This window comes from Armatimonas sp. (genome assembly GCF_043757465.1).
In the GTDB taxonomy this organism is placed as follows: domain Bacteria; phylum Armatimonadota; class Armatimonadia; order Armatimonadales; family Armatimonadaceae; genus Armatimonas.
In genome coordinates, this window is the sequence record NZ_JAYVPL010000091.1 from 42,373 (window position 1) to 61,625 (window position 19,253).

Genomic DNA, 19,253 nt, shown 5'->3' on the forward strand with positions numbered 1-19,253 from the left:
TTGATGCTAGTCGTTATTGTACCACTCTGAAACAAAAACAGCACGGCAATTTAACTTGGCGTATCTACGAAATCCAGCAAAGGTAATCTGTCAATCCACATATTTAATTCTTGCAAAACTATCAACAACGATTGTAACGTCTCTTGTGTAATGGGATGATGTCTCCCCAGCATGTTATTAAATATTTTAAATGCTTTTTTTAGTAGTGGCACGGCGTCTGCTTTTTTCCCCATGTAATAATACATTACCGCCAAATTGTTGAGGCTTTGTGCAGTATCGGGATGATTGGCACCAAGCGACACTTCATAGATCAAAAGAGCGCGTTCAAACAGAGGAAGCGCGGCGGCATAGTCACCCTGAGATTTGTACAGTTCCGCCAAGTTGTTGAGGCTAGTAGCAGTAAAGGGATGATTGGCACCAAGTGACATTTCGCGAATCGAAAGAGCGCGTTCATATAGAAGAAGCGCAGCGGCATAGTTACCCTGAGATTCATACAGTCCTGCTAAGTTGCTGAGGCTTCTAGCGGTATCGGGATGATTGGCACCAAGCGACATTTCACTGATCAAAAGAGCGCGTTCAAACAGAGGAAGCACGGCAGCATAGTTGCCCTGAGATTTATATAGCATTGCCAAATTATTAAGGCTAGTAGCGGTATTGGGATGATTGGCACCAAGAGACATTTCGCGAATCGAAAGAGCGCGTTCAAACAGAGGAAGTGCGGCAGCATAGTTACCCTGAGATTTATATAGCATTGCCAAATTATTAAGGCTAGTAGCGGTATTGGGATGATTGGCACCAAGAGACATTTCGCGAATCGAAAGAGCACGTTCAGACAGAGGAAGCGCGGCAGCATAGTTACCCTGAGATTCATACAGTTCTGCTAAGTTGCTGAGGCTTCTAGCGGTATCAGGATGATTGGCACCAAGCGACGTTTCATAGATCAAAAGAGCGCGTTTGTACAAAGGAAGCGCGGCAGCATAGTCACCCTGAGATTTGTACAATCCTGCCAAGTTGCTAAGGCTAGTAGCAGTAGAGGGATGATTGGCACCAAGCGACATTTCACTGATCAAAAGAGCGCGTTCAAACAGAGGAAGCGCGGCAGCATAGTTGCCCTGAGATTTATATAGCATTGCCAAATTATTAAGGCTAGTAGCAGTAGAGGGATGATTGGCACCAAGTGACATTTCGCGAATCGAAAGAGCGCGTTCATACAGAGGAAGCGCGACGACATAGTTGCCCTGAGATTCATGCAGTCCTGCTAAGTTGTTGAGGCTAGTAGCAGTAGAGGGATGATTGGCACCAAGTGACATTTCGCGAATCGAAAGAGCGCGTTCAAACAGAGGAAGCGCGGCAGCATAGTCACCCTGAGATTCATGCAGTCCTGCTAAGTTGCTGAGGCTTCCAGCGGTATCAGGATGATCGGCACCAAGCGACGTTTCACAGATCAAAAGAGCACGTTCAGACAGAGGAAGCGCGGCGGCATAGTTGCCCTGAGATTCATGCAGTCCTGCTAAGTTGTTGAGGCTAGTAGCAGTATCAGGATGATCGGCACCAAGAGACATTTCACTGATCAAAAGAGCGCGTTCAAACAGAGGAAGTGCGGCAGCATAGTTACCCTGAGATTTATATAGCATTGCCAAATTATTAAGGCTAGTAGCGGTATCAGGATGATTGGCGCCAAGCGACATTTCACTGATCAAAAGAGCGCGTTCAAACAGAGGAAGCGCGGCAGCATAGTCACCCTGAGATTTATGCAGTCCTGCTAAGTTGTTGAGGCTAGTAGCGGTATTGGGATGATCGGCACCAAGCGACATTTCACTGATCAAAAGAGCGCGTTCAAACAGAGGAAGCGCGGCGGCATAGTTGCCCTGAGATTCATACAACATTGCCAAGTTGTTGAGGCTAGTAGCGGTATTGGGATGATTGGCACCAAGAGACATTTCACAGATTGAAAGAGCGCGTTCAAACAGAGGAAGCGCGGCAGCATAGTTGCCCTGAATGCGATACAGTGCACCCAGATTATTGAGACTTTCAGCGGTATCAGGATGATTGGCGCCAGGCGACGTTTCGCGAATCGAAAGAGCACGTTTGTACAAAGGAAGCACGGTGGCATAATCAGCTTGGCGTTCTTTATGAAACCCTAGCTGGTTACAGAGCAACCCTGCGTGCTCTGTTTCAATGCCATGTCGAAAGATAATATCGGTAATTTTTTGTGAATGGCTTGCCAGATGGCTGTAGTGATCCCAGCGAGTATTCCAATCGGTGGGGTGAGATTGCGAAACGGCGGTGATTGCAAGTTGCTGGTACTGGCTGTGTTCTTCCTCTGTCAAGCCATCAAGAATAACATCTTGTACCAACCGGTGCAGAGAGAAAAGCTGAGTGCCATAGACATAGCTCTCGTCGGTGCGGACACTCATAAGGGAAAACTTGAGGAGTCTTTGGATAGTTACATCGTAGACCAAAGCGTCAGCGGCGCACTTCTGGAGTGGCTCGGAGAGATGCGAACCAGCTTGTTTAAGAATGACATCGGGGATGTCGTCGGGGGCGAGAAACGCACACACACGAAGGAATTCGATGGCGGCTTCTCGGGCGACGGCGGCGGTTTCTTCATCCTCGCTGTCTTCCGGCCAGACTTCCCCAATACGCTGAACAGCGACCTCAAAGGTCGTCGCTACCGACTCATGCGAGATACCGGCCTGCGCTCCCCGGCGCTTGCGGAGCCTTGCCCCGCTCTGTGCATAGAGTGCCTGGTAGCTTGCCACTGTGCTAACGGAAGCTGCGATATAGGCACCGGCCTGATCCAGCGCAAGGGGCAAGCCGTCTACCGTGTGAGAGAATTTCTTTGCCGCTTTCCGCTCGGGAGATCCTTGGGGGTCGTGTCCGGCGCGAGTAAGGAGCAAGTCCGCCCCGGCATCATCGTTTAGCTCTTGCAGAGACACCCCGGCATCTTTAGGGACGATCTGATGGATTCGGGTGGTGATTAGCACCTGCCCCCCTCCCCCGGTGGGAAGATACGGCGCAATCGTTTGCAGGTCTTCGACGTTATCCAGAACCAGGAGGTAGTCGTCGTGGGTAGAAAGCTCCTGGCGCACGGCTTCACGTACCACGGAAATATCGGGAGTCTCGGCCTGCGGGAGCCGCAAGACGTAGGCGACACTCCGGTACTCTTCGTCTAGCGTGGCGGCACTCTCCGCACGCACCCAAAGAATTCCCAGGGGATACGACGCGGCGCTTGCATGGGCATACTCTAGCGCCGTCTGGGTTTTCCCCATCCCTCCCAGGCCAAAGAGATATGTTTTTTGGTGGCGCTCAAAGGCCTGGGAGAGCGCGGCAAGCTCCGCACGTCGCCCCACAAAGCCTTGGTTTCTTTCGTCAATCCGCCACGCCCGCTCTTTACCTGCCCAGAGCCGGGGATCAATACGCACTGCTTTTGCCACTTCCTTGGGCAAAGCATCTAGTCGTGTATCAAGATGTGCCTTCAGCCCGGCAACATCCACCCCGATTTTCTGAAGAATCTCTTGATGCCGTTGCAGTAAATCCACATCCAGCTTCCGGGCAAAGTCTTCTCCCCACGCAATGCAGCGCTTCTCAAATGCCTCAAAAGTGACTGTATTTGTCGCCTTTTGCTCCCGTGCAAAGGCCACCAGCTCCCCCAGCATTAAGAGTGTCAGCCCCGCGTGCCCTTTCCCATCCCCGGCAGCGTCGTGCTTGATAACTTCACGGAGTGCCTTTGGGAAAATCTCAGGTAGTAGCGCCGCCAGCCGCCAATAAATGGCCTCACCCGTGGTGGCTGTCACCATTCCCTCGGGCGCTTTCTCCCACCCCAGATTTTTCAGTAGCGCGAACCAGTCGTCCGTGTGCAGTATCCGAACGTGCCCAACCGCCTCGGGAGTGACCGCGAACACACCCGGGAGCGACGCTTCCCGTAGAGCATCCGGGATTGCCCGCTCACTTTTGACTTGCTCTTCCCAGCGCGGCCCGATTCCCCGCGCCCAGGCAAGCACCGGCTCCTTTTCGGCCCGATGCAGCGGCGGCTCAAGCTGCTCGACAGCCGCCAGGAGAGAAATTGAGAGTGCCTGCCCCACCAGCTCCGTCAGATCGTGGTTTCGGAGCAGTTCCTCATGCCCCGTGAGCCGCTGTACCAGATTCTCGGAGACATCCCCACCAAACACCTCCCCGCTCAGGCTTTTTAGAAGATCGATCAGTGTTGCGCCTGCAACGGCCACTGCTGCCTTTCCCGGTTCCACGGCTCCCATTAGGGTCGCGGCAACTAGAAGCGTTCCGAACGTCAGCATTCGGACAGTCGTGTTTTGAAGAGTAGGTCGAGCCATGCTCTATTTTACCTTTTTAAGTGCGCTATAATGAAGGACGATATGCCAACCTACGGTTACCGCTGCACCGTGTGCAGCCATGAGTTCGAGCGCGTTCAAAAGATGAGCGACCCGCGCATCACCGAGTGCGAAGAGTGCGACGGCCTGGTGAAGAAGATCATCTACCCCGTTGGAATCTCTTTCAAGGGCGACGGCTTCTACATCAACGACTCGAAAAAAGAGACGTCCAAGGCCAAGCCTGCGGAGACCAAGCCTGCCGAAGCCGAGAGCAAGTCCACGGAAGCCAAAACCGAGACTGCCTCTACGGAGACGAAAACCGAGACCAAGTCCGACACTCCCAAAACGGAAACGGCCTCGGCTTCAACAACGAAGACCGAGACCAAACCCGCCGCGCCGTAGCCCGCCGATTTCAATCGGCGGACTCTATCCACGGATTAACCAGCGTCTCCCGCAAGCGTTTCCTCGTTCACGGGGGCTGATGCCTCTTTTGTTGGCATCGCCAGTGCGCCCAAGCGCCCCATCGCCGACTCCATCAAGCCGCGCACGGAGTCGGGAAGGTTGGAGGACGCGCCCTCCACGAGTGCACCGAACTGCTGGCCCTTGAGAAACGACTCGCTCATCCGCTTCACCGATTCTGGATCGCCCCAGATTGTCATGTTCGCGTTGGCGAATGCCTGGCCCATCGCCTGAGCGGCGGCGATCTTGGCGTCTCGGTCCGCCTCGATCATCGCCTTGGCGATCTCCAGCTGCACCGAGACACTGGCGTGGGCGGACTTGGCTTCCAGCTCCGCCTGCATCACCTCGACGCGCTGTCGCTCGATGGTGACGCGCTCCCGCTCCACCGCGATGGGAACCATCTGGAGCGCCTGATCTCCTTCGGCGCTCAGCTCCTTGGCTTGCTTTTCCGCGCGGGCCTTCAGGATCATCGCTTCTGCCATCTTTGCAGCGGCCTGTTGCTCGGCGTCGGCGTTTTTCGCGATTGCGTAGGCATCGGCATCGGACTGAGCGGCGCGCTCTAGCTTTAGCCGCTCGGCATCGGTCTCGATCTGGATGATCTCCTGACGCTTGCGGCGCTCGGCCTCCGCCACCACGCGCGTCGTCTGGACTTCCTGCGCCGCCGTCTCACGGGCATTTTCGGCGTTGAGCTTCTCCGTCTCCGCCTTGGCACGGGCCTGCTCGGCGTTGGCGATCGCCGCGCCGCGCTCTTGTTCACGAACCGTGACTTCTTTCTCACGCTCCACAGCAGCGATCTGGGAGACTTTTTCGCGCTCTTGATTGGCGAGCTCGATGGCCTTGGTCTTCTCGACCTCGGCTACCTGAATCGCCTGTGAGGAAGCGGCCTTGGCGACCTCGGACTTGCGGTGCTCGTCGGCCTCCGTGGACTCCGCAGACTGGCGTGCCTTCGACTCCGCGATCTTGCGCTCGGAGTCGGCCTGCGCGATGGCTTCGGCGGCGGAGCGTTGGGACGATGCCATGGCGATCTGTTTGTTTTTATCGGCTTCGGCCCGTGCGTTGGCTTCTTCCACCTCGCGCTCGGCGATGTACTTGGCCGCAGAGACATCCTGCTCTTTTTTCTGACGCTGCGCCGTGCGCTCGATCTCGTTGCGACGGACGCTCTCCTCGGAGACCATCTGAGAGATCGTACGTGCTCCCTGGGCATCAAACACGTTCTGGTCGGGGCGCAGCGAGTCTAGGGGCGCCTGGTCTAAGTTGGAGATCGTCACGGACTCTAAGGTCAGGCCATTGGCAGCCAGATCGTGGGTCACCATCTCCTGAACCTTAGCGGCGAACTCATTGCGACGCGCGTTCAGGTCATTGAGAGTCTGCTGGGCCGCCACGGTGCGCAGCGCGGAGACGAGCTTCTCCTGCACAAGATCCTGGATGGCATGGGTGCCGACAAAGGCATCCGGGAGTGTGCTCGCGGCTGTCTGGATAGATTCCACATCCTTGGCGACTCGCACAAAAAATGCGGCGCGTATATCCACCCGCAGAAAGTCCGACGTGATCAGCGCCTCGGTGCCCTTACGCTCCACTTCGAGCTTGAGAGTGCGCAGCGGGATGCGCTTGATCTGGTGGAAGACGGGGAAAACCGTCGTTCCGCCGTCAATCATCACCTTTTGCCCACCCATTCCCGTCCGAACAAAGGCCTCATCGGGGCGGGTGCGGACATAGAGCTTGGCGATTCCCGCTAAAATCGTACTGATCAGGAACACCGCCGTTCCAAAGAGTGCGGCTCCAATCCGAGCGGGCGGCTCAAAGCTCGGCACCAGCCACGGCCCGATCATCAGCGCGAGCCCGGCCAAGACGCCTACCATCAACATCAGTCCCAGCCCCGTATTTTCTTTCGTCTCTCCCATATCAATCCTCCTTTATTCGAACCAGGTCATCCCACTTTTGCACCGTGAACACCTGTCGCTCACGGTCATAGTCAATAACGATTACTTTTGTGTCCATCGGGATCGCGGCTCCCCCCAGCACCGTGCGACAGTCGAGCTGTCTCAGCGTGCCCAGAGAGTCGTAGAGGCGCACGGTGCCACTGCTCTCCGTAATGGGATAGATTGCAGTGCCCTCACGTCCAATCAGCTCGTGTCGCTTCACGGAGAAACTCTGGCTCGTGGGCAGGAAGCGCCCCACCAGCCGCGCCGTTCCCGATGTCGCGAGGAGGCTGCCGACCAAGGCCAGCCCTATAGTGAATCCGATGCTGTGCACTCCGAGAGTCAGGTTTCCCAGGCTCCCGATCACGGCCCAATAGACCAGCAGGCAGATTAAAATTACCGAGAGCGGTGCCTGCCCCACGCCGATCAGCGCGAGCGGCGAGACATGTCCTTCAGACTCTGACTCTGCTTCTTGATCGCTATCGTGGTTGGTGCCATCGTGGCCGACATGGCCCTCCAGATCATGGTCGTGACCTCCTTCACTCTCCCCGTGATCTCCTCCCACACTCACTGCGGTTGCAAGAGCAAGGAGTACTGCCAGTGCAAGCGGCACTAAAAACACCACCCACTGCCATTTCAATAAATCTGTCATGTTCTGCGGCCCTCCTTCAGGGATATTAGTACCATTAGTACCGATATTGTTGCGTTCGGTCTCTCACTTTGTTGCGTCCGGCCTCTCACTATTGAATAGCAAAACAGGTACAAATGGTTGGAAGTTTTTTTTAGGAGTTGAAACGGAGAGGTACTGTCATGCGCGGATCAGCCGAACGCAGAGAGTCGTAACGTGCACACCGCCATCGGAGGCAGCAAGTGCAACGGTACAGTGAGCCGCATCCGGCAGGAAGCAGTTTGAAAAAGCCACCTCACCTTCGCCGCCAAAGACCTCGATACTCGTGCGGTCGCACAAAACGCGTAGCTTTAAGTGCTTGCCTTCCGGCAGGGGCATGCGTGGCCTCCACATCGAACGCCTCCCCTTCCCAGAGCCCTGTAAGGCCACAGCCGGGCACCAGCACCGTCTCCATCACCTCCCAGCTCTCCCGCCAGAGCAAAGAGATCTCTGGAATCGGCTGCCGACAGAGGCGTTTTTGCCCACCGATCTCACGAAGGGTTATGTCCGTCGGAAAGGTGAGCTGTTGATTGAAGGGCATCCCTGGATAGCTCCCGCCACGCATCCAGGCGATGAGCACACGACGGTTATCTCGCGCATGGCTCCAAGTCTGAGCGGCATAGAAGTTCATCCCGTAGTCCAGCTTTAGGCGCTCCCCCTCAGGACGAAAGGTCTTCCCATCGAACTGCCCCAGCACGTACTCACCGTCCGCTCCAAAGAGAACCCAGTTCCCCTCAAGCTCGAAGCACTCCGGACACTCGTAGAACCCCTCGATGCGACTGGCGAAGCTCCAGGCAGTCAGACGAGGCGATGTGTAGAACTCGATCCCATCACTTGTGCCCCGGCGTACATAAAGTGCCATGCACCAGTGCGCTGCGCCTGCATGCCAGAAGACCCGGGGATCCCGATTTTCCCCTTCGATATTCGGAAGAACCGGGTTCCACGCGAGCTGCTGAAAGCTTTGCCCTCCATCGTTGGAGAATGCCATCCGCTGATCAAAAGGCCTTCCAGCAAATGTATAGAAAAGCAGCAGCGCCTTCTTCCCACAGTCCGCAGCCCCTCGCTCGTCGAGAACCGCGGATCCGGAGAAGATCGTCCCTTCGCCGTAGGGCTCCAGCGCAAGTGGCAGATGCTCCCAGTGCACCAGATCCGTGCTGTGAGCGTGCCCCCAGGTCATGTTTCCCCAGTCTGTGCCCTTTGGGTTGTGCTGATAGAACAGATGCCAGAAGCCCTGATGAAAGATCAGCCCATTGGGGTCGTTTAGCCAGCCACGCGGTGCCGTAAAGTGAAACAGAGGTCGTAGAGGCTCGGTCATAACTCTTTATTCCACACTCCGTATTTTAGGTACGGTATACTTTATCCTGAATGACCACACTTCCGCTTGCACTTTCAGACTCCTTCGGTCGCCGGATCGAGTATCTGCGTATCTCCCTAACAGATCGCTGCAATCTACGCTGTGTCTACTGCATGCCAGAGGAGGGTGTCCCCTACGAAAACCTCGATAATGTCCTGAGCTTCGAGGAGATCGAGCGGGTGGTACGGGCGCTGGCAAGCGTCGGGCTTAAAAAAGTGCGCCTCACCGGCGGAGAGCCTCTGGTGCGCAAGAACGTCCCCGAGCTGGCGGCACGCCTCACGGCAATTCCTGGAATTCGCGAAGTGACACTTACCACTAACGGGATTCTCCTGGCGCGCGATGCTCAGGCGCTCTGGGACGCGGGCGTGCGGCGGCTCAATCTCTCGATGGACACGCTTCAACCGGAGCGCTTTATCAAGCTCGCACGGCGCGCGGAGTTCGAGCGTGCGTGGGAAGGGCTTGAGACGGCACTGGCTGTCGGGTTTACCCCCATCAAGCTGAACTGCGTACTCATGCGCGGCATCAACGACGATGAAATCGAGGCATTTGGGCAGCTCACCAAAGACCGTCCGCTCTCGGTGCGCTTCTTGGAGTACATGCCGATAGGGCAAGTGAGCAACGCGCAGTGGCGAGCGCACTATGTGAAGAACGAAGACGCCATCGCGCAGCTTAAAGCGCTCTGGCCGGATTTGGAAACTCTCGATGATGCACCGGAGAGCACGAGCAGTAACTTCAAGATTCCGGGGGCGCGGGGCACAGTGGGAGTGATCAATCCGATCAGCCATAGGTTCTGTGAGGGCTGCAATCGGCTGCGGCTCACTGCCAACGGAAAGCTGGTTCCCTGCCTCGCCGATAACTACGAGTACGATTTGATGAGGCCGCTTCGGGAGAGCTGCTCCGCTCAAGAGATTCTGGAGCATGCGGCGGCGGCACTGGCGCACAAGCCAATCCAGAGTGATTTTGAGGGGCGACTGGCACGCGGTGGCAGCTTACGGACGATGTCTCAGATCGGCGGCTAGAGCTTATTCGTCGGCCTGGTGATCGAACTCCGCGATCAGCTCACTCAGCCCTTGGGCATCGAGCTGGCCGTGAAAAGTTGCTTGTTCGCGCATGGTGATAGGCCCCTGTGTCGCAAAGCTCTGCTGGGAAGGCAGATCAAGCTCCAGCGTTGCATCAGAGAGAATTCCTTGATCCCACTCCTCCTGGCGCAAGAACTGCTCACCGCGTCGTCGGCAGCGGGAACAGCGGTAGCGCACGAGGACGTAGCTCGGGCCAAAGGGTCGGGGGTAGTACCCCGCACGTAGAACTTCCCTCTCTCCGATACGTTGCCCACAGGTGCAACGAAGGGCTGTCCGTCCCATTGTCTCCTCCAGGAAGCGCTATGGCAGTCTGCCATGCGCCGCCCCAATTGTATCACTCTCTACTGAATCGGCAAGCCAAACCCAAGCCCTGCCCCCACAGGAGTAGACTCGGAGTTACGCGCGGTGAGGGAGTCGATCTGCGTTGACTTGGTCATGCTGGCACGCTCCCGATCCGAAAGCCCAAGGTTTATCTTGACGCGTTTCGTGCGCGTTTGCAGGTTGCCTGTATCGTCCAAAATCCCTGAACTTTCTCCCGGCGGACGTGTAGCGACCACGATCGGCTGCGCGATACTCGGAGCAGGAGTCGGAAGAGCCTCAGGATCGCTCTTTGTGCTAGAGCGTGCCGTTGCCGTGGCCGGCGCCCCTCCCAGCCGAGCAGCAGGCTCAGGAAGCACGGTGGAAGTGTGCACATCCGCCGCGGATGCTGGACGTGCTACGGTGATATTGCCGTGATCCTCCAGGGTGCTCTCTTGTGGTGCAATCCTTGCCGCCGGAGGAGCCGGTGTCGGCAGCACGACAGAAGGCACGTGTGCGACGGCTAATGCGGGCGCAGGTGTCGGCTTCGGCGCGGACAGCTTTTTAGGAGGAGCGACTCCTACGGAAGTAATGGGAGCAGGTGTTGGAGCCGCCTGCTCTCGGATCGCCACCTGCGGCGGCGCAACTCCATCCGATTGTGGGGGCGAGACAATTTGTGGGGGCGAGACAATCTCAGTCTTGGAAAGACGCGGCACGACGACCACACAGAGCGCAGCCGCTGTCAGAGCGCCTCCGAGGGCAAAGCGTGCAGGAGCCGGGCGCAAAACGAGTGCCAGCTTATCCCAGAGTGTCGGGCGGGCGTAGGTCGCCGCCGCAATTCGCCTGGAAAGTCCAGGAGGCAGGGGAGCGATATCAGGCGCGGACGATGCCCCCTTCAGCAGAGCAGCAAAGGCTTCGTCATCCCTGCTTTCATTCGTGATTTCCTCGGGTATCATTTTTTTCTCGCTTAGTCACAAGATGTCCAATTTTTCCGTATACAACCTGTACGCCGTTAGAATCGGTTGCAATCCACAAAGTTTCAAGATTCTTTATTATCGGCATGGTACAACGAGGACACTATGGCAGAATCACGTAATTCTCCGGGAAGCGAATCCTCCGGGCTCAACCTGCGGAAGTTCAACTCCACCAGCGTCACCACCACGACCGAGGTGATCACTCCCAAGCTCTCCGCCGCGCTCATGGGCCGACGGGTCATTTTGATCGGGGTGGTTTTCCTTGCTCTGGGAGCCGTGGCGGTGCTCACGTTCCAGAGCAGCGGATTTAACCCCTTTGAACAAACCTCCCATGGCCCCGGCTTGGTCAAACCCGAGCCGACCTTGCCACAGTAGGTAAGCACGATGTCCAACGAGCGTGTTGTCTGTGCCGCGTGCGGCTCCAATAATTTTGCCACTCAGGCCGCGTGCTGGAAGTGTGGCCGGGCACTGGTCGCCTCCGTCGCACGCCCCGCCTATGCCCTGCCCACGAGCGAATCGCCTGCCGCGTTTTGGTCGTCGGTGGCGATTGGTATTTTCTTCCCGATTATCTCGATTCCAGTCGGGCTGGTGTTTCTGATGCTCGACGACAAGCGTAAGACTCAGATCGGCTGGTGGAATATCCTCTTTGGCCTGCTTGGAACCGTGCTCAACGGGATTGTGGTGATGGTCTCGCTGGCTCCCCTCGTGATGAACGCCACCCGGATGATTCCCGGGCTCGGTGGTCGTGGTGCGGCTCAGTCGCAGGACATGAACTCCGAAGTGGCTCCCTTAGAGATCCCTGGCCAGCGCCCCTTCGCCACTCCTCCCCGATGAGCGGCACCATTGCTGCCCTAGCGACGGCATCCGGAGCCGCAGGGATTGGTGTGATTCGGCTCTCCGGCCCAGATGCTTTTCTGGTCGCTGAGCGCACGGCTCGCCGGTCACTGGCAAGCCAGCCCCCCCGAGTTCTGCGCCGCGCCACGGTCTTTGCACTCGATTCTGCCGAAGCGCTCGACGATGGCCTGCTTGTCAAGTTCCCTGCCCCCCACTCGTTCACGGGCGAGGATGTGGTGGAGTTTCAGGGCCACGGTGGGGCGGTGACACTCGCGCAGGTGCTCGCGGCGTTTCTGGCCGCCGGGGCACGGCTGGCGCGACCAGGGGAGTTCTCCGAGCGCGCGTTTCACAACGGCAAGCTGGATCTCGCCCAGGCCGAGGCTCTGGCGGACCTCATCTCCGCCCGCTCGGTCGCGGCGCAACGGGCAGCGCGCCGTCAGCTCGCGGGCAGCCTCTCGCACGAAGCCACCGCTATCGCTTCAGACTTACAAGAGGCGCTTGCACGGCTAGAGGCGACGATAGATTTCCCCGAGGATGTGGGTGAGCTCGTGCCGGAGACCGTCGAGGCGCCGCTCAGCCGCGCCGCCGCCCGGCTGGAGACACTTCTGGCGGGAGCGCACTACGGTCGCAAGCTCACCGAGGGGCTCACTGTCGCGCTGACGGGCGCACCCAACGTGGGGAAATCGTCGCTGCTCAATGCCTTGGCCGGAGCGGAGCGCGCCATTGTGACCGAGATTCCTGGCACGACACGCGATATTCTCGCCGAGGAGCTTGTGCTAGCGGGCGTCCCCGTGCGCGTCTTGGACACGGCGGGCCTGCGCGAGACCGACGACCCCATCGAGAAGATCGGGGTTGCCCGCGCCCGAGAGGCCGCAGCCACTGCCGATGTGGTGATCCTCGTCGTGGACGCCACGCGCCCGACGCCTCTGACAGACCTCCACCGCAATACCGTCGTCGCCGTGAACAAGTCCGATCTTGCAACGCCCGATTTGACGTGCTTTGCGCCCTACCCAGCGGTTGCTGTCTCCGCGAAAACGGGCCTAGGGCTCGCCGCGCTTGCGGAGGCGGTGATCGGCACGTCGCTTCCCGCCTCGGATGCCCCCCTCATCACCCGCGCCCGCCACGAAGATGCCCTCCGCCGCGTCGCCGCGTTTGTTACGGAGGCACGCAGCACGCTCGCTCTTGGGCTCCCCGCCGAGCTGATCGCCGTGGATGCCCACGGAGCGCTGGCGGCGCTGGGAGAGCTTACCGGCCAGACAACGCGCGAGGAGATCATCCGGGGGATCTTCTCGCGTTTTTGCATCGGAAAGTAACAGTCGTTTGGATATTGTCAGTCACAGTGTCCCGTAGAGCCGGTCACCGAAGTCGCCAAGGCCGGGGCAGATGTATTTCTTATCGTTGAGCTGGCGGTCCAGTGCGGCGGCGTAGATCGGGACATCGGGGTGGGCTTCGTTCACCGCAGCGACGCCCTCCGGGGCCGCGACAACACAGACTAACCGGACATCTTTCGCGCCCGCTTCCTTGACCAGCGCGATCGCATGGTTCGCCGAGCCGCCCGTGGCCAGCATCGGGTCCACCACCAGTGTTGTCTTCCCGGTAACCTGAGGCAGCTTGCAGTAGTAGCTAGATGCAACCGCCGTGGCGTGATCCCGCTCCAGGCCAATATAGCCCACGGAGACATCTGGGAAAAGCTCCAGAAAGGGCTCTAGCATCGCCAGCCCCGCCCGCAGAATCGGAATCACCACCAGCCCCTGCGCCAGCACCTGTCCCTCCATCAACTCCAGCGGAGTGGTGAGAGAAACGGCGGTGATCGGCAAGTCGCGGGTCGCCTCTAAAGCCAGCAATGTCGTGAGGCGGCGGGCGAGAGGGCGAAAGTGCTGAGGGTCTGTTTCGGCGGCACGCAGGCCGGTGAGTAAGTGCAGTGCAAGCGGGTGGGTACAAAGATGGATAGCCATGACGCTATTTTACCCGTGCTAGAAAGCCCGTGAGAGTGTCACGGCCTCCACCTGCGCGGCCCCCGCTTTTCGCAGTGCGGTAGCGGCGCAGTGCAGCGTCGCGCCGGTGGTCATCACATCATCGAGAAGAAGCAAGCGCCTGTCTGCAATGCCACTCGGATCGGCAACCGCGAAGTCGTCGGGGGAGAGATTCGCCAGGCGCTGGTCGGCTCCCAAGCGCATCTGGGATTGCTCCGCCCGCACCCTGATAAATGCCTCCGCGGGTAAAAGTGGGAGTGTGAGCTGCTCGGCGAGGGGTCGGGCAAGAAGCTCCGCCTGGTTGTAGCCACGCACACGCCGCTTGCGGGCTGAGAGCGGCATCGCGACCACGGCATCAAATAGTGGCTCGGGGAAAAACTCCGTCAGGCAGCGCTGGGCAAGCCACGCGCCCAGTGGCTCGGCGAGAGATTCTTTCCCACGGTACTTCAGCAAGTGCAGCCCGTAGCGCAAACCTCCCACATGCCGCCCCGCGGCTCTCGCACGCGTAAACGCCCAGCCCCCCCACTGATCCGCCGCCGCGTCGCACAAGCGGCAGACACGCTCAGGTTCGCTCGGGTGCCCACAGACCACGCAAACCGGCTCCGGCACGAGCGCGAACTGCGCCACGCACTCGGAACACAGAAGTGGCTCCTCCCAGCTCTCGCAAACCAGACAGCGGGGTGGGTAGATCAGATCGAGAAAGCCATCCAGCGCTCTCACTTCACCAGAAACTCAACCTTGGCACGGTAGGTTTTCCCACCAATCTCACACTGCGCCTCGACAGGGTAGCTCCCCGCAGGTACCCCCAGCGGGACGACCAGCTTGAAGCTGACACTGCGGCGCTCATTGGGATAGGAAACCGAGAAGGTGCGTTTATCCTCTCCCTCAACGGTCCAGCCCGCCGGGAGTGCGAGGCGTACCTGCCCCACGGTCTTGCTGTCGCGCCTTCCCGTAATGGTCGCGACCAGCAAGCGCCGCCGCTGTGGGCCGTCGGGTGCAAGCGCAACGAGAGGCTTCACATCGTTGTCCAGCACAAATGAGAACGGCTCCTGGCGGTCCACGCTCCCAAGGGCAACCGCGCTCCCTCCCTCTTCGCGCTCGGCCCCGGCCCGCAGAACGACACTGGCAGGCTCCGGCCCCTCCCCGAGCACAAAGCGAAACTCACGCCGTAGACGCTCACCGGGATTGAGAATCAGGCTCGGGTCTTTCGGGTTGGTAATCGTGGTACCATCGGGCAAGAAAATCTGCTTGAGAAAGAGCGGTTTCTCCCCAGAGTTACTCAGCTCCAGTGTCCCCCGCACCAGGCTCCCCGTCACGAGCCTGCGATCTCGCAGGCTCATTCGAACCGCCAGGGTTCCCAGAATTGCCTCGCTTTCATCGGTGAGCTGGAGGCGCACCAGTGGCAGCTCCGGGGTGGGCTCGGCAAGCGCCGCAGCCCCCAAAAGCGCACGGAACCCGAACTCCGTTCCCGGCTTGCGCTGTGCCCCCAGTAGTGCGCAAGGCACCGCCACGACCATGCCGCTCCCCTGCGCGGTTTTGAACTGACGCGCCTGAACACTCCCCTCAGGCAGCAAGACCTCCGCCCAGACCGGGTGCTCTTTGTTCTGCACGGTATCAAAGCGGCGGATCAGCGCTTTGGCTCCCTCGGGGGAAGTCACGAGCCGAATGCTAAAGTTCTCCGCACCACGAAACCAGCCATCGCCACTGGCATCGAGATCGAAGCGGATGTCCTGGGGCTCTTTAGACTCCACTGCAAGATAGAGAAACTGGTCGTCCCAGTCGAAGTAGACCCGCCCCTCAGGCGCATCGTAGAGCAGATCCCAGCCCTCAAGTGTTTCCAGAGGCACCGTGTGTTTAATACGCTTGCGCTCGTAGCCGTTTCCACTGGCAGCAAGCGGCGCGGTCTGACGCCCCTCGGGTACCTGGGCAAGTGCCACGCCTGGAACGAGAAAAAGTAAGCTACTCCAGACGGCTGAAGCGATCTGAAAGTTGTGTGTCCTGAAGGAAGTTCTGAGCATACCTGAGTTTCTGCTGCGCCTCGCCGTTTTCCGGATCCAGACGTAGAGCTTTCTTATACTGGAACAGTGCCGCCGCATACTGCTGATCCTGATAGAGTGCATTGCCCAGTGACAGTGCCTCCACAACTCGCCCCTGGCGTAAAAGCTCATTGAGCTCCGGCCCGGAGACGCCCTTCTGACGCGCTTCGGTGAAGGCCACGAGTGCCCCAGGCGCATTGCCCTGGTGCAGGAGAGCCCTCCCACGCGCCAGTGCACTCTCCGCCGCCGCGTAGCGTGCCTCGGCAAGAAGCGCACGGGCAGCGGTCGCCAGAGGATCTGCCTGAATGGCTTCCAGGAAAGCCGCCTCCGCCGCTTCGGTGTTCCGCTCGGTTAGAGCAACCTGGGCCTCCGAAAGTTTCGTGCTGTACCAGCGCTGCCGAAGTGCCCCGTGCGCCTCCGTGAGCCGCGCATCCGCGGGAAGTTCTTGTGCTGCCAGAGTGAGATGGGAGCTCGCTCCTGCAAAGTCCCCCACGGTCTCGGCGGTCTGGGCCGCGGCGAGTGCACGCTGCCGCAGGTCGGTGAGTACCTCGCCCAGAAGCGCACAGGAGCGCAGATCCGAGGGCACCACTGCCAGACGCGTTCGGAGCACCTCGGCGGCGGCGTTCACATTCCCCCTGTCCCATGCCCCCTGCGCCTCCGCCAGAGTGGCCTCTTCCGAGAGTGAGGCAACCCGCTCCCCAAAAGTCAGCTCGTAGGCAGTGAGTGTCCCATCCCGCAGGCTCACGGCGACAAAGCGCCCCGACGGCGAGATAGAGATTCCCGTGGGCCGCGCGTCTTCGAAGTCTATGTCCCAGGTAGGCAGTCCCTCTTCGGACAGAAAAACCAGCCGCCCACTTGTCCCGTCCAGTGCGAGCAGCACCGCGACACTCTTGCCCTCAGCATCTAAAGACAGCTCAACCGGGGTGCCGATCAGCTCGGTGAACCAGAGGAGCGTGCCATCGCTGCCGACCATCCCCACCCCCCCGACCTCGACCTGCGGCCCTCCCGTGGCAAAAACGGTGCGCTCGGGGCCGATGGTGGCAATCGCAAGGAGTGGGACATCCTGCCGGTGGTTCCAGACTGTCTTGCGGGTCTGATCAATCAAAGTCAGATCGCCACTCTCGCCCGCGACCGCCATAAAACAAGCGCTGCGGTCTATGCAGACACGGTTAATGGGAAAAGAAATATCTTTGGTCCACAGTAACCGGCCGCCCAGCTCCCCCAGTGCCACGGAGTGCCCGGAGCCGACAATGTCACAGAACGCTGCGGCAAACCGTGGCGTATCCACCCCGAGGGAGACATCGGTGTACGAAGCGCGCCGGTCGGGCAGAAAGCGTGTCTTACGATTCTCCCGAAACAGATAAAGGTCATCGTCGGTGGTGCCAATGTAGGTGGAACCATCGGGCGCGATCTCGGTCTTACGGAGGGTCTCAACACTGTAGGTATGCACCCGACGGCTACGCCCCTGCTCCGAGTAGCGCACTAAGTGAAAGGTTCGCACCTCAAGCTCATCGGGGACGGAGACCAAAAGTGTCCCGTCGTCCTGCATCGCATAACGAGAGAGAGCGGCCAGGCCACGCGCTTTTCGGAGGAAGGTGAGGTTGACGTTCGTAATGTCGGGCATGCAGTAGAGATTATAGCACGACACTGCCTTGCCCCGCCTCGGACAAAGTGCTACAATCTAACGATGAATGAGGAACTGACAAGGCGGTCGTTTTTGAAGCTGTCTGCCGCCACAACAGTGGCCGCGGCTGTCGGGCATTCGGCAAGTGCTCGAATAACAGCCAAACGAATACCACTGGGGCTAGAGCTTTACTCGGTGCGCGATGCGCTTGCCAAAGACCTGATGGGAACCGTACGCGCAGTCGCCAAGCTCGGCTATGAGGTGGTTGAGTTCTACTCCCCCTACCAGTCCTGGACTCCTGAGTACGCCAAAGAAGTACGCAAGCTTCTGGATGAGCTGAAGATTAAGTGTCTGTCCACCCACAACAGCCGCTCCGGGCTTGAGGGCGACGGCCTCAAGAAGGCAATTGAACTCAACCAAGTTCTAGGCTCCAAGACCATTGTCATGGCCAGCGCGGGTAGAACACAGACCCAGGACGACTGGAAGCGTGTTGCGGAGACACTCACAAGCGCGGCAGCAGTGCTGAAGCCGCTAAAGATGCGGGCGGGCTACCACAACCACCAGACCGAGTTCATCGAGAAAGAAGGCTTCCGGCCCATCCAGCTCCTGGCTGCCAACACCCCCAAAGAGGTCACGCTCCAGTTCGATGTGGGAACGTGCATGGAAGTCGGCTACGATCCCCTCGCCTGGATCGCGGCCAACCCCGGACGGATTCGCTCGCTCCACCTCAAAGACTGGGGCAAGACCGAGGGCTACAAAGTGCTCTTTAGCGAGGGCGAGACGCCCTGGGCCAAGCTTCTGGACTTAGCGGCGAGCAAGGGCGGGGCGGAGTGCTTCCTGATCGAGCAAGAAGGCAGCCGTTTCCCGTCTTTGGAGACCGCCGAAAAATGCCTGGCAAACTACCGTAAGCTGCGCCCCGCCTAACTCCGTCCCGCCTCACTCCATCCCCCAAGGCAAGGCAAGAGAATGCATCATTTTTGGAAAGCTCTGTTGATGCTTGCGGCGCTGTGCACGGCTAGCGCCCTGCCTGCGGCTAAAAATCAGCCCACGGCTAAAAAGCACCCCAGAGGCAGGTGGTACGCTGCTCGACCGCACGACGGTTCTATTCGGTAGCAACCTAGGCAATGCCAGTAGCCACGATACTAAAAACATGCCGATTCCCGGCTTCGAGCTCGCCGCGTGAGCTTTATTTTATCGGTGCGGCGTTCCATACCTTGAGGTCGTCAAACCAGCCGTCCTTGCCCCCGACGCCAAGCTCGATCTTAGACTTCGTCGCGTGCCCAATGCCGGGGGACTTCAGATAGCCCACAGGCTTGCCCTCAATCGTGACACGCATTTGGTCGCCGACGGTTTCTACAACAAGGCGGTACCACTTTCCCGTCTCTAACTTAGTGGGGAAGCTGGCGCTGTGCGCGGCGAGCGGCTTACTGATCTGCGCTTTATTTGCCACAGGGTCTTTGCGCAGCTCGATCAAGGCATTGCTCTGGCTACCATCGCGCTCATCAATGAGGGTGACTTTATCAAGGCGCACTTGGGCACGGCAAAGATGACCGTAGTGCGAACCCGTGAACTTGCGATCATCGAACTCCACATCAATCATGGTCGCGCCCTCAACTTTAGTTTCCGCTAATTGGGGGTAGTTTGCATGGCATGGCCAAAGACGATACAAGAGCTTATCAGAACACAGGAAAGACCTTTGACCATGCCAA

The 19,253-nt window shown here is 58.9% G+C and carries 18 protein-coding genes and 1 pseudogene; 7 read left to right on the forward strand and 12 right to left on the reverse strand.

What is annotated here, in order from left to right; genetic code table 11:
- Positions 1-50 precede the first annotated feature (50 nt).
- Positions 51-4,226 carry a tetratricopeptide repeat protein gene (locus ACH2ED_RS12135; RefSeq protein WP_395091363.1) on the reverse strand — a complete coding sequence of 1,392 codons (4,176 nt, stop codon included), beginning with the start codon at positions 4,224-4,226 and terminating at the stop codon, positions 51-53.
- A 147-nt stretch (positions 4,227-4,373) separates the two neighbouring features.
- Here ACH2ED_RS12135 and ACH2ED_RS12140 point away from each other — a divergent pair, with 147 nt between their 5' ends.
- Entirely contained in the window at positions 4,374-4,730 is a 357-nt protein-coding gene (locus ACH2ED_RS12140; protein ID WP_395091364.1) for an FmdB family zinc ribbon protein, read from the forward strand.
- A 35-nt stretch (positions 4,731-4,765) separates the two neighbouring features.
- Here the strand turns inward: ACH2ED_RS12140 and ACH2ED_RS12145 are convergent, their stop codons facing one another.
- The 4 genes from ACH2ED_RS12145 to ACH2ED_RS12160 form a co-directional block, all read right to left on the reverse strand.
- Positions 4,766-6,688: an SPFH domain-containing protein gene (locus ACH2ED_RS12145; RefSeq protein WP_395091366.1), complete on the reverse strand. Its 1,923-nt coding sequence runs from the start codon at positions 6,686-6,688 to the stop codon at positions 4,766-4,768.
- A 1-nt stretch (position 6,689) separates the two neighbouring features.
- On the reverse strand, positions 6,690-7,358 hold the full coding sequence (locus ACH2ED_RS12150) for a hypothetical protein (protein WP_395091368.1): 669 nt from the start codon (positions 7,356-7,358) through the stop codon (positions 6,690-6,692).
- A 156-nt stretch (positions 7,359-7,514) separates the two neighbouring features.
- Positions 7,515-7,727 carry a GH32 C-terminal domain-containing protein gene (locus tag ACH2ED_RS12155; protein WP_395091370.1) on the reverse strand — a complete coding sequence of 71 codons (213 nt, stop codon included), beginning with the start codon at positions 7,725-7,727 and terminating at the stop codon, positions 7,515-7,517.
- A complete protein-coding gene (locus tag ACH2ED_RS12160; RefSeq protein WP_395091372.1) occupies positions 7,630-8,688 on the reverse strand; it encodes a glycoside hydrolase family 32 protein in 1,059 nt (352 codons plus the stop codon). The genes ACH2ED_RS12155 and ACH2ED_RS12160 overlap by 98 nt, the downstream gene beginning before the upstream one ends.
- Positions 8,689-8,738: 50 nt before the next feature.
- On the opposite strand from ACH2ED_RS12160, the gene moaA reads away from it, so the two are divergent.
- On the forward strand, positions 8,739-9,746 hold the full coding sequence (gene moaA / locus ACH2ED_RS12165) for a GTP 3',8-cyclase MoaA (RefSeq protein WP_395091374.1): 1,008 nt from the start codon (positions 8,739-8,741) through the stop codon (positions 9,744-9,746).
- A gap of 3 nt (positions 9,747-9,749) precedes the next feature.
- Here the strand turns inward: moaA and ACH2ED_RS12170 are convergent, their stop codons facing one another.
- Complete coding sequence (locus ACH2ED_RS12170; RefSeq protein ID WP_395091376.1) at positions 9,750-10,088, reverse strand: hypothetical protein; 339 nt, start codon at positions 10,086-10,088, stop codon at positions 9,750-9,752.
- Between the two features lie 59 nt (positions 10,089-10,147).
- Positions 10,148-11,059 (reverse strand): hypothetical protein, encoded by a 912-nt coding sequence (locus ACH2ED_RS12175; protein ID WP_395091377.1) that lies wholly within the window; start codon positions 11,057-11,059, stop codon positions 10,148-10,150.
- Positions 11,060-11,182: 123 nt separating this feature from the next.
- Here ACH2ED_RS12175 and ACH2ED_RS12180 point away from each other — a divergent pair, with 123 nt between their 5' ends.
- The 3 genes from ACH2ED_RS12180 to mnmE are packed head-to-tail and all read left to right on the forward strand — an operon-like array spanning position 11,183 to position 13,224.
- Complete coding sequence (locus ACH2ED_RS12180; RefSeq protein ID WP_395091379.1) at positions 11,183-11,452, forward strand: hypothetical protein; 270 nt, start codon at positions 11,183-11,185, stop codon at positions 11,450-11,452.
- 9 nt (positions 11,453-11,461) lie between these two features.
- Positions 11,462-11,911: a hypothetical protein gene (locus ACH2ED_RS12185; protein ID WP_395091381.1), complete on the forward strand. Its 450-nt coding sequence runs from the start codon at positions 11,462-11,464 to the stop codon at positions 11,909-11,911.
- Complete coding sequence (gene mnmE / locus ACH2ED_RS12190) at positions 11,908-13,224, forward strand: tRNA uridine-5-carboxymethylaminomethyl(34) synthesis GTPase MnmE (protein ID WP_395091383.1); 1,317 nt, start codon at positions 11,908-11,910, stop codon at positions 13,222-13,224. The genes ACH2ED_RS12185 and mnmE overlap by 4 nt, the downstream gene beginning before the upstream one ends.
- Positions 13,225-13,245: 21 nt before the next feature.
- Here the strand turns inward: mnmE and upp are convergent, their stop codons facing one another.
- From upp to ACH2ED_RS12210, 4 genes are read right to left on the reverse strand one after another with little or no spacing between them, the layout of a single operon-like run.
- The gene (upp, locus tag ACH2ED_RS12195; RefSeq protein WP_395091384.1) at positions 13,246-13,866 is read right to left on the reverse strand and encodes a uracil phosphoribosyltransferase; all 621 of its coding nucleotides are present in this window, start codon (positions 13,864-13,866) and stop codon (positions 13,246-13,248) included.
- Positions 13,867-13,884: 18 nt separating this feature from the next.
- The gene (locus ACH2ED_RS12200) at positions 13,885-14,604 is read right to left on the reverse strand and encodes a double zinc ribbon domain-containing protein (RefSeq protein ID WP_395091386.1); all 720 of its coding nucleotides are present in this window, start codon (positions 14,602-14,604) and stop codon (positions 13,885-13,887) included.
- On the reverse strand, positions 14,601-15,902 hold the full coding sequence (locus tag ACH2ED_RS12205) for an NEW3 domain-containing protein (protein WP_395091388.1): 1,302 nt from the start codon (positions 15,900-15,902) through the stop codon (positions 14,601-14,603). Before ACH2ED_RS12205 ends, ACH2ED_RS12200 begins: the two co-directional genes overlap by 4 nt.
- The gene (locus tag ACH2ED_RS12210; protein WP_395091390.1) at positions 15,844-17,544 is read right to left on the reverse strand and encodes a tetratricopeptide repeat protein; all 1,701 of its coding nucleotides are present in this window, start codon (positions 17,542-17,544) and stop codon (positions 15,844-15,846) included. The genes ACH2ED_RS12205 and ACH2ED_RS12210 overlap by 59 nt, the downstream gene beginning before the upstream one ends.
- A 63-nt stretch (positions 17,545-17,607) precedes the next feature.
- Here ACH2ED_RS12210 and ACH2ED_RS12215 point away from each other — a divergent pair, with 63 nt between their 5' ends.
- Positions 17,608-18,468, forward strand: a complete 861-nt coding sequence (locus ACH2ED_RS12215; protein ID WP_395091392.1) for a sugar phosphate isomerase/epimerase family protein — start codon at positions 17,608-17,610, stop codon at positions 18,466-18,468.
- Between the two features lie 73 nt (positions 18,469-18,541).
- Entirely contained in the window at positions 18,542-18,727 is a 186-nt protein-coding gene (locus ACH2ED_RS12220) for a hypothetical protein (protein WP_395091394.1), read from the forward strand.
- Positions 18,728-18,730: 3 nt separating this feature from the next.
- Here the strand turns inward: ACH2ED_RS12220 and ACH2ED_RS12225 are convergent.
- A pseudogene (locus ACH2ED_RS12225) lies at positions 18,731-19,253 on the reverse strand (hypothetical protein); the annotation flags it as partial.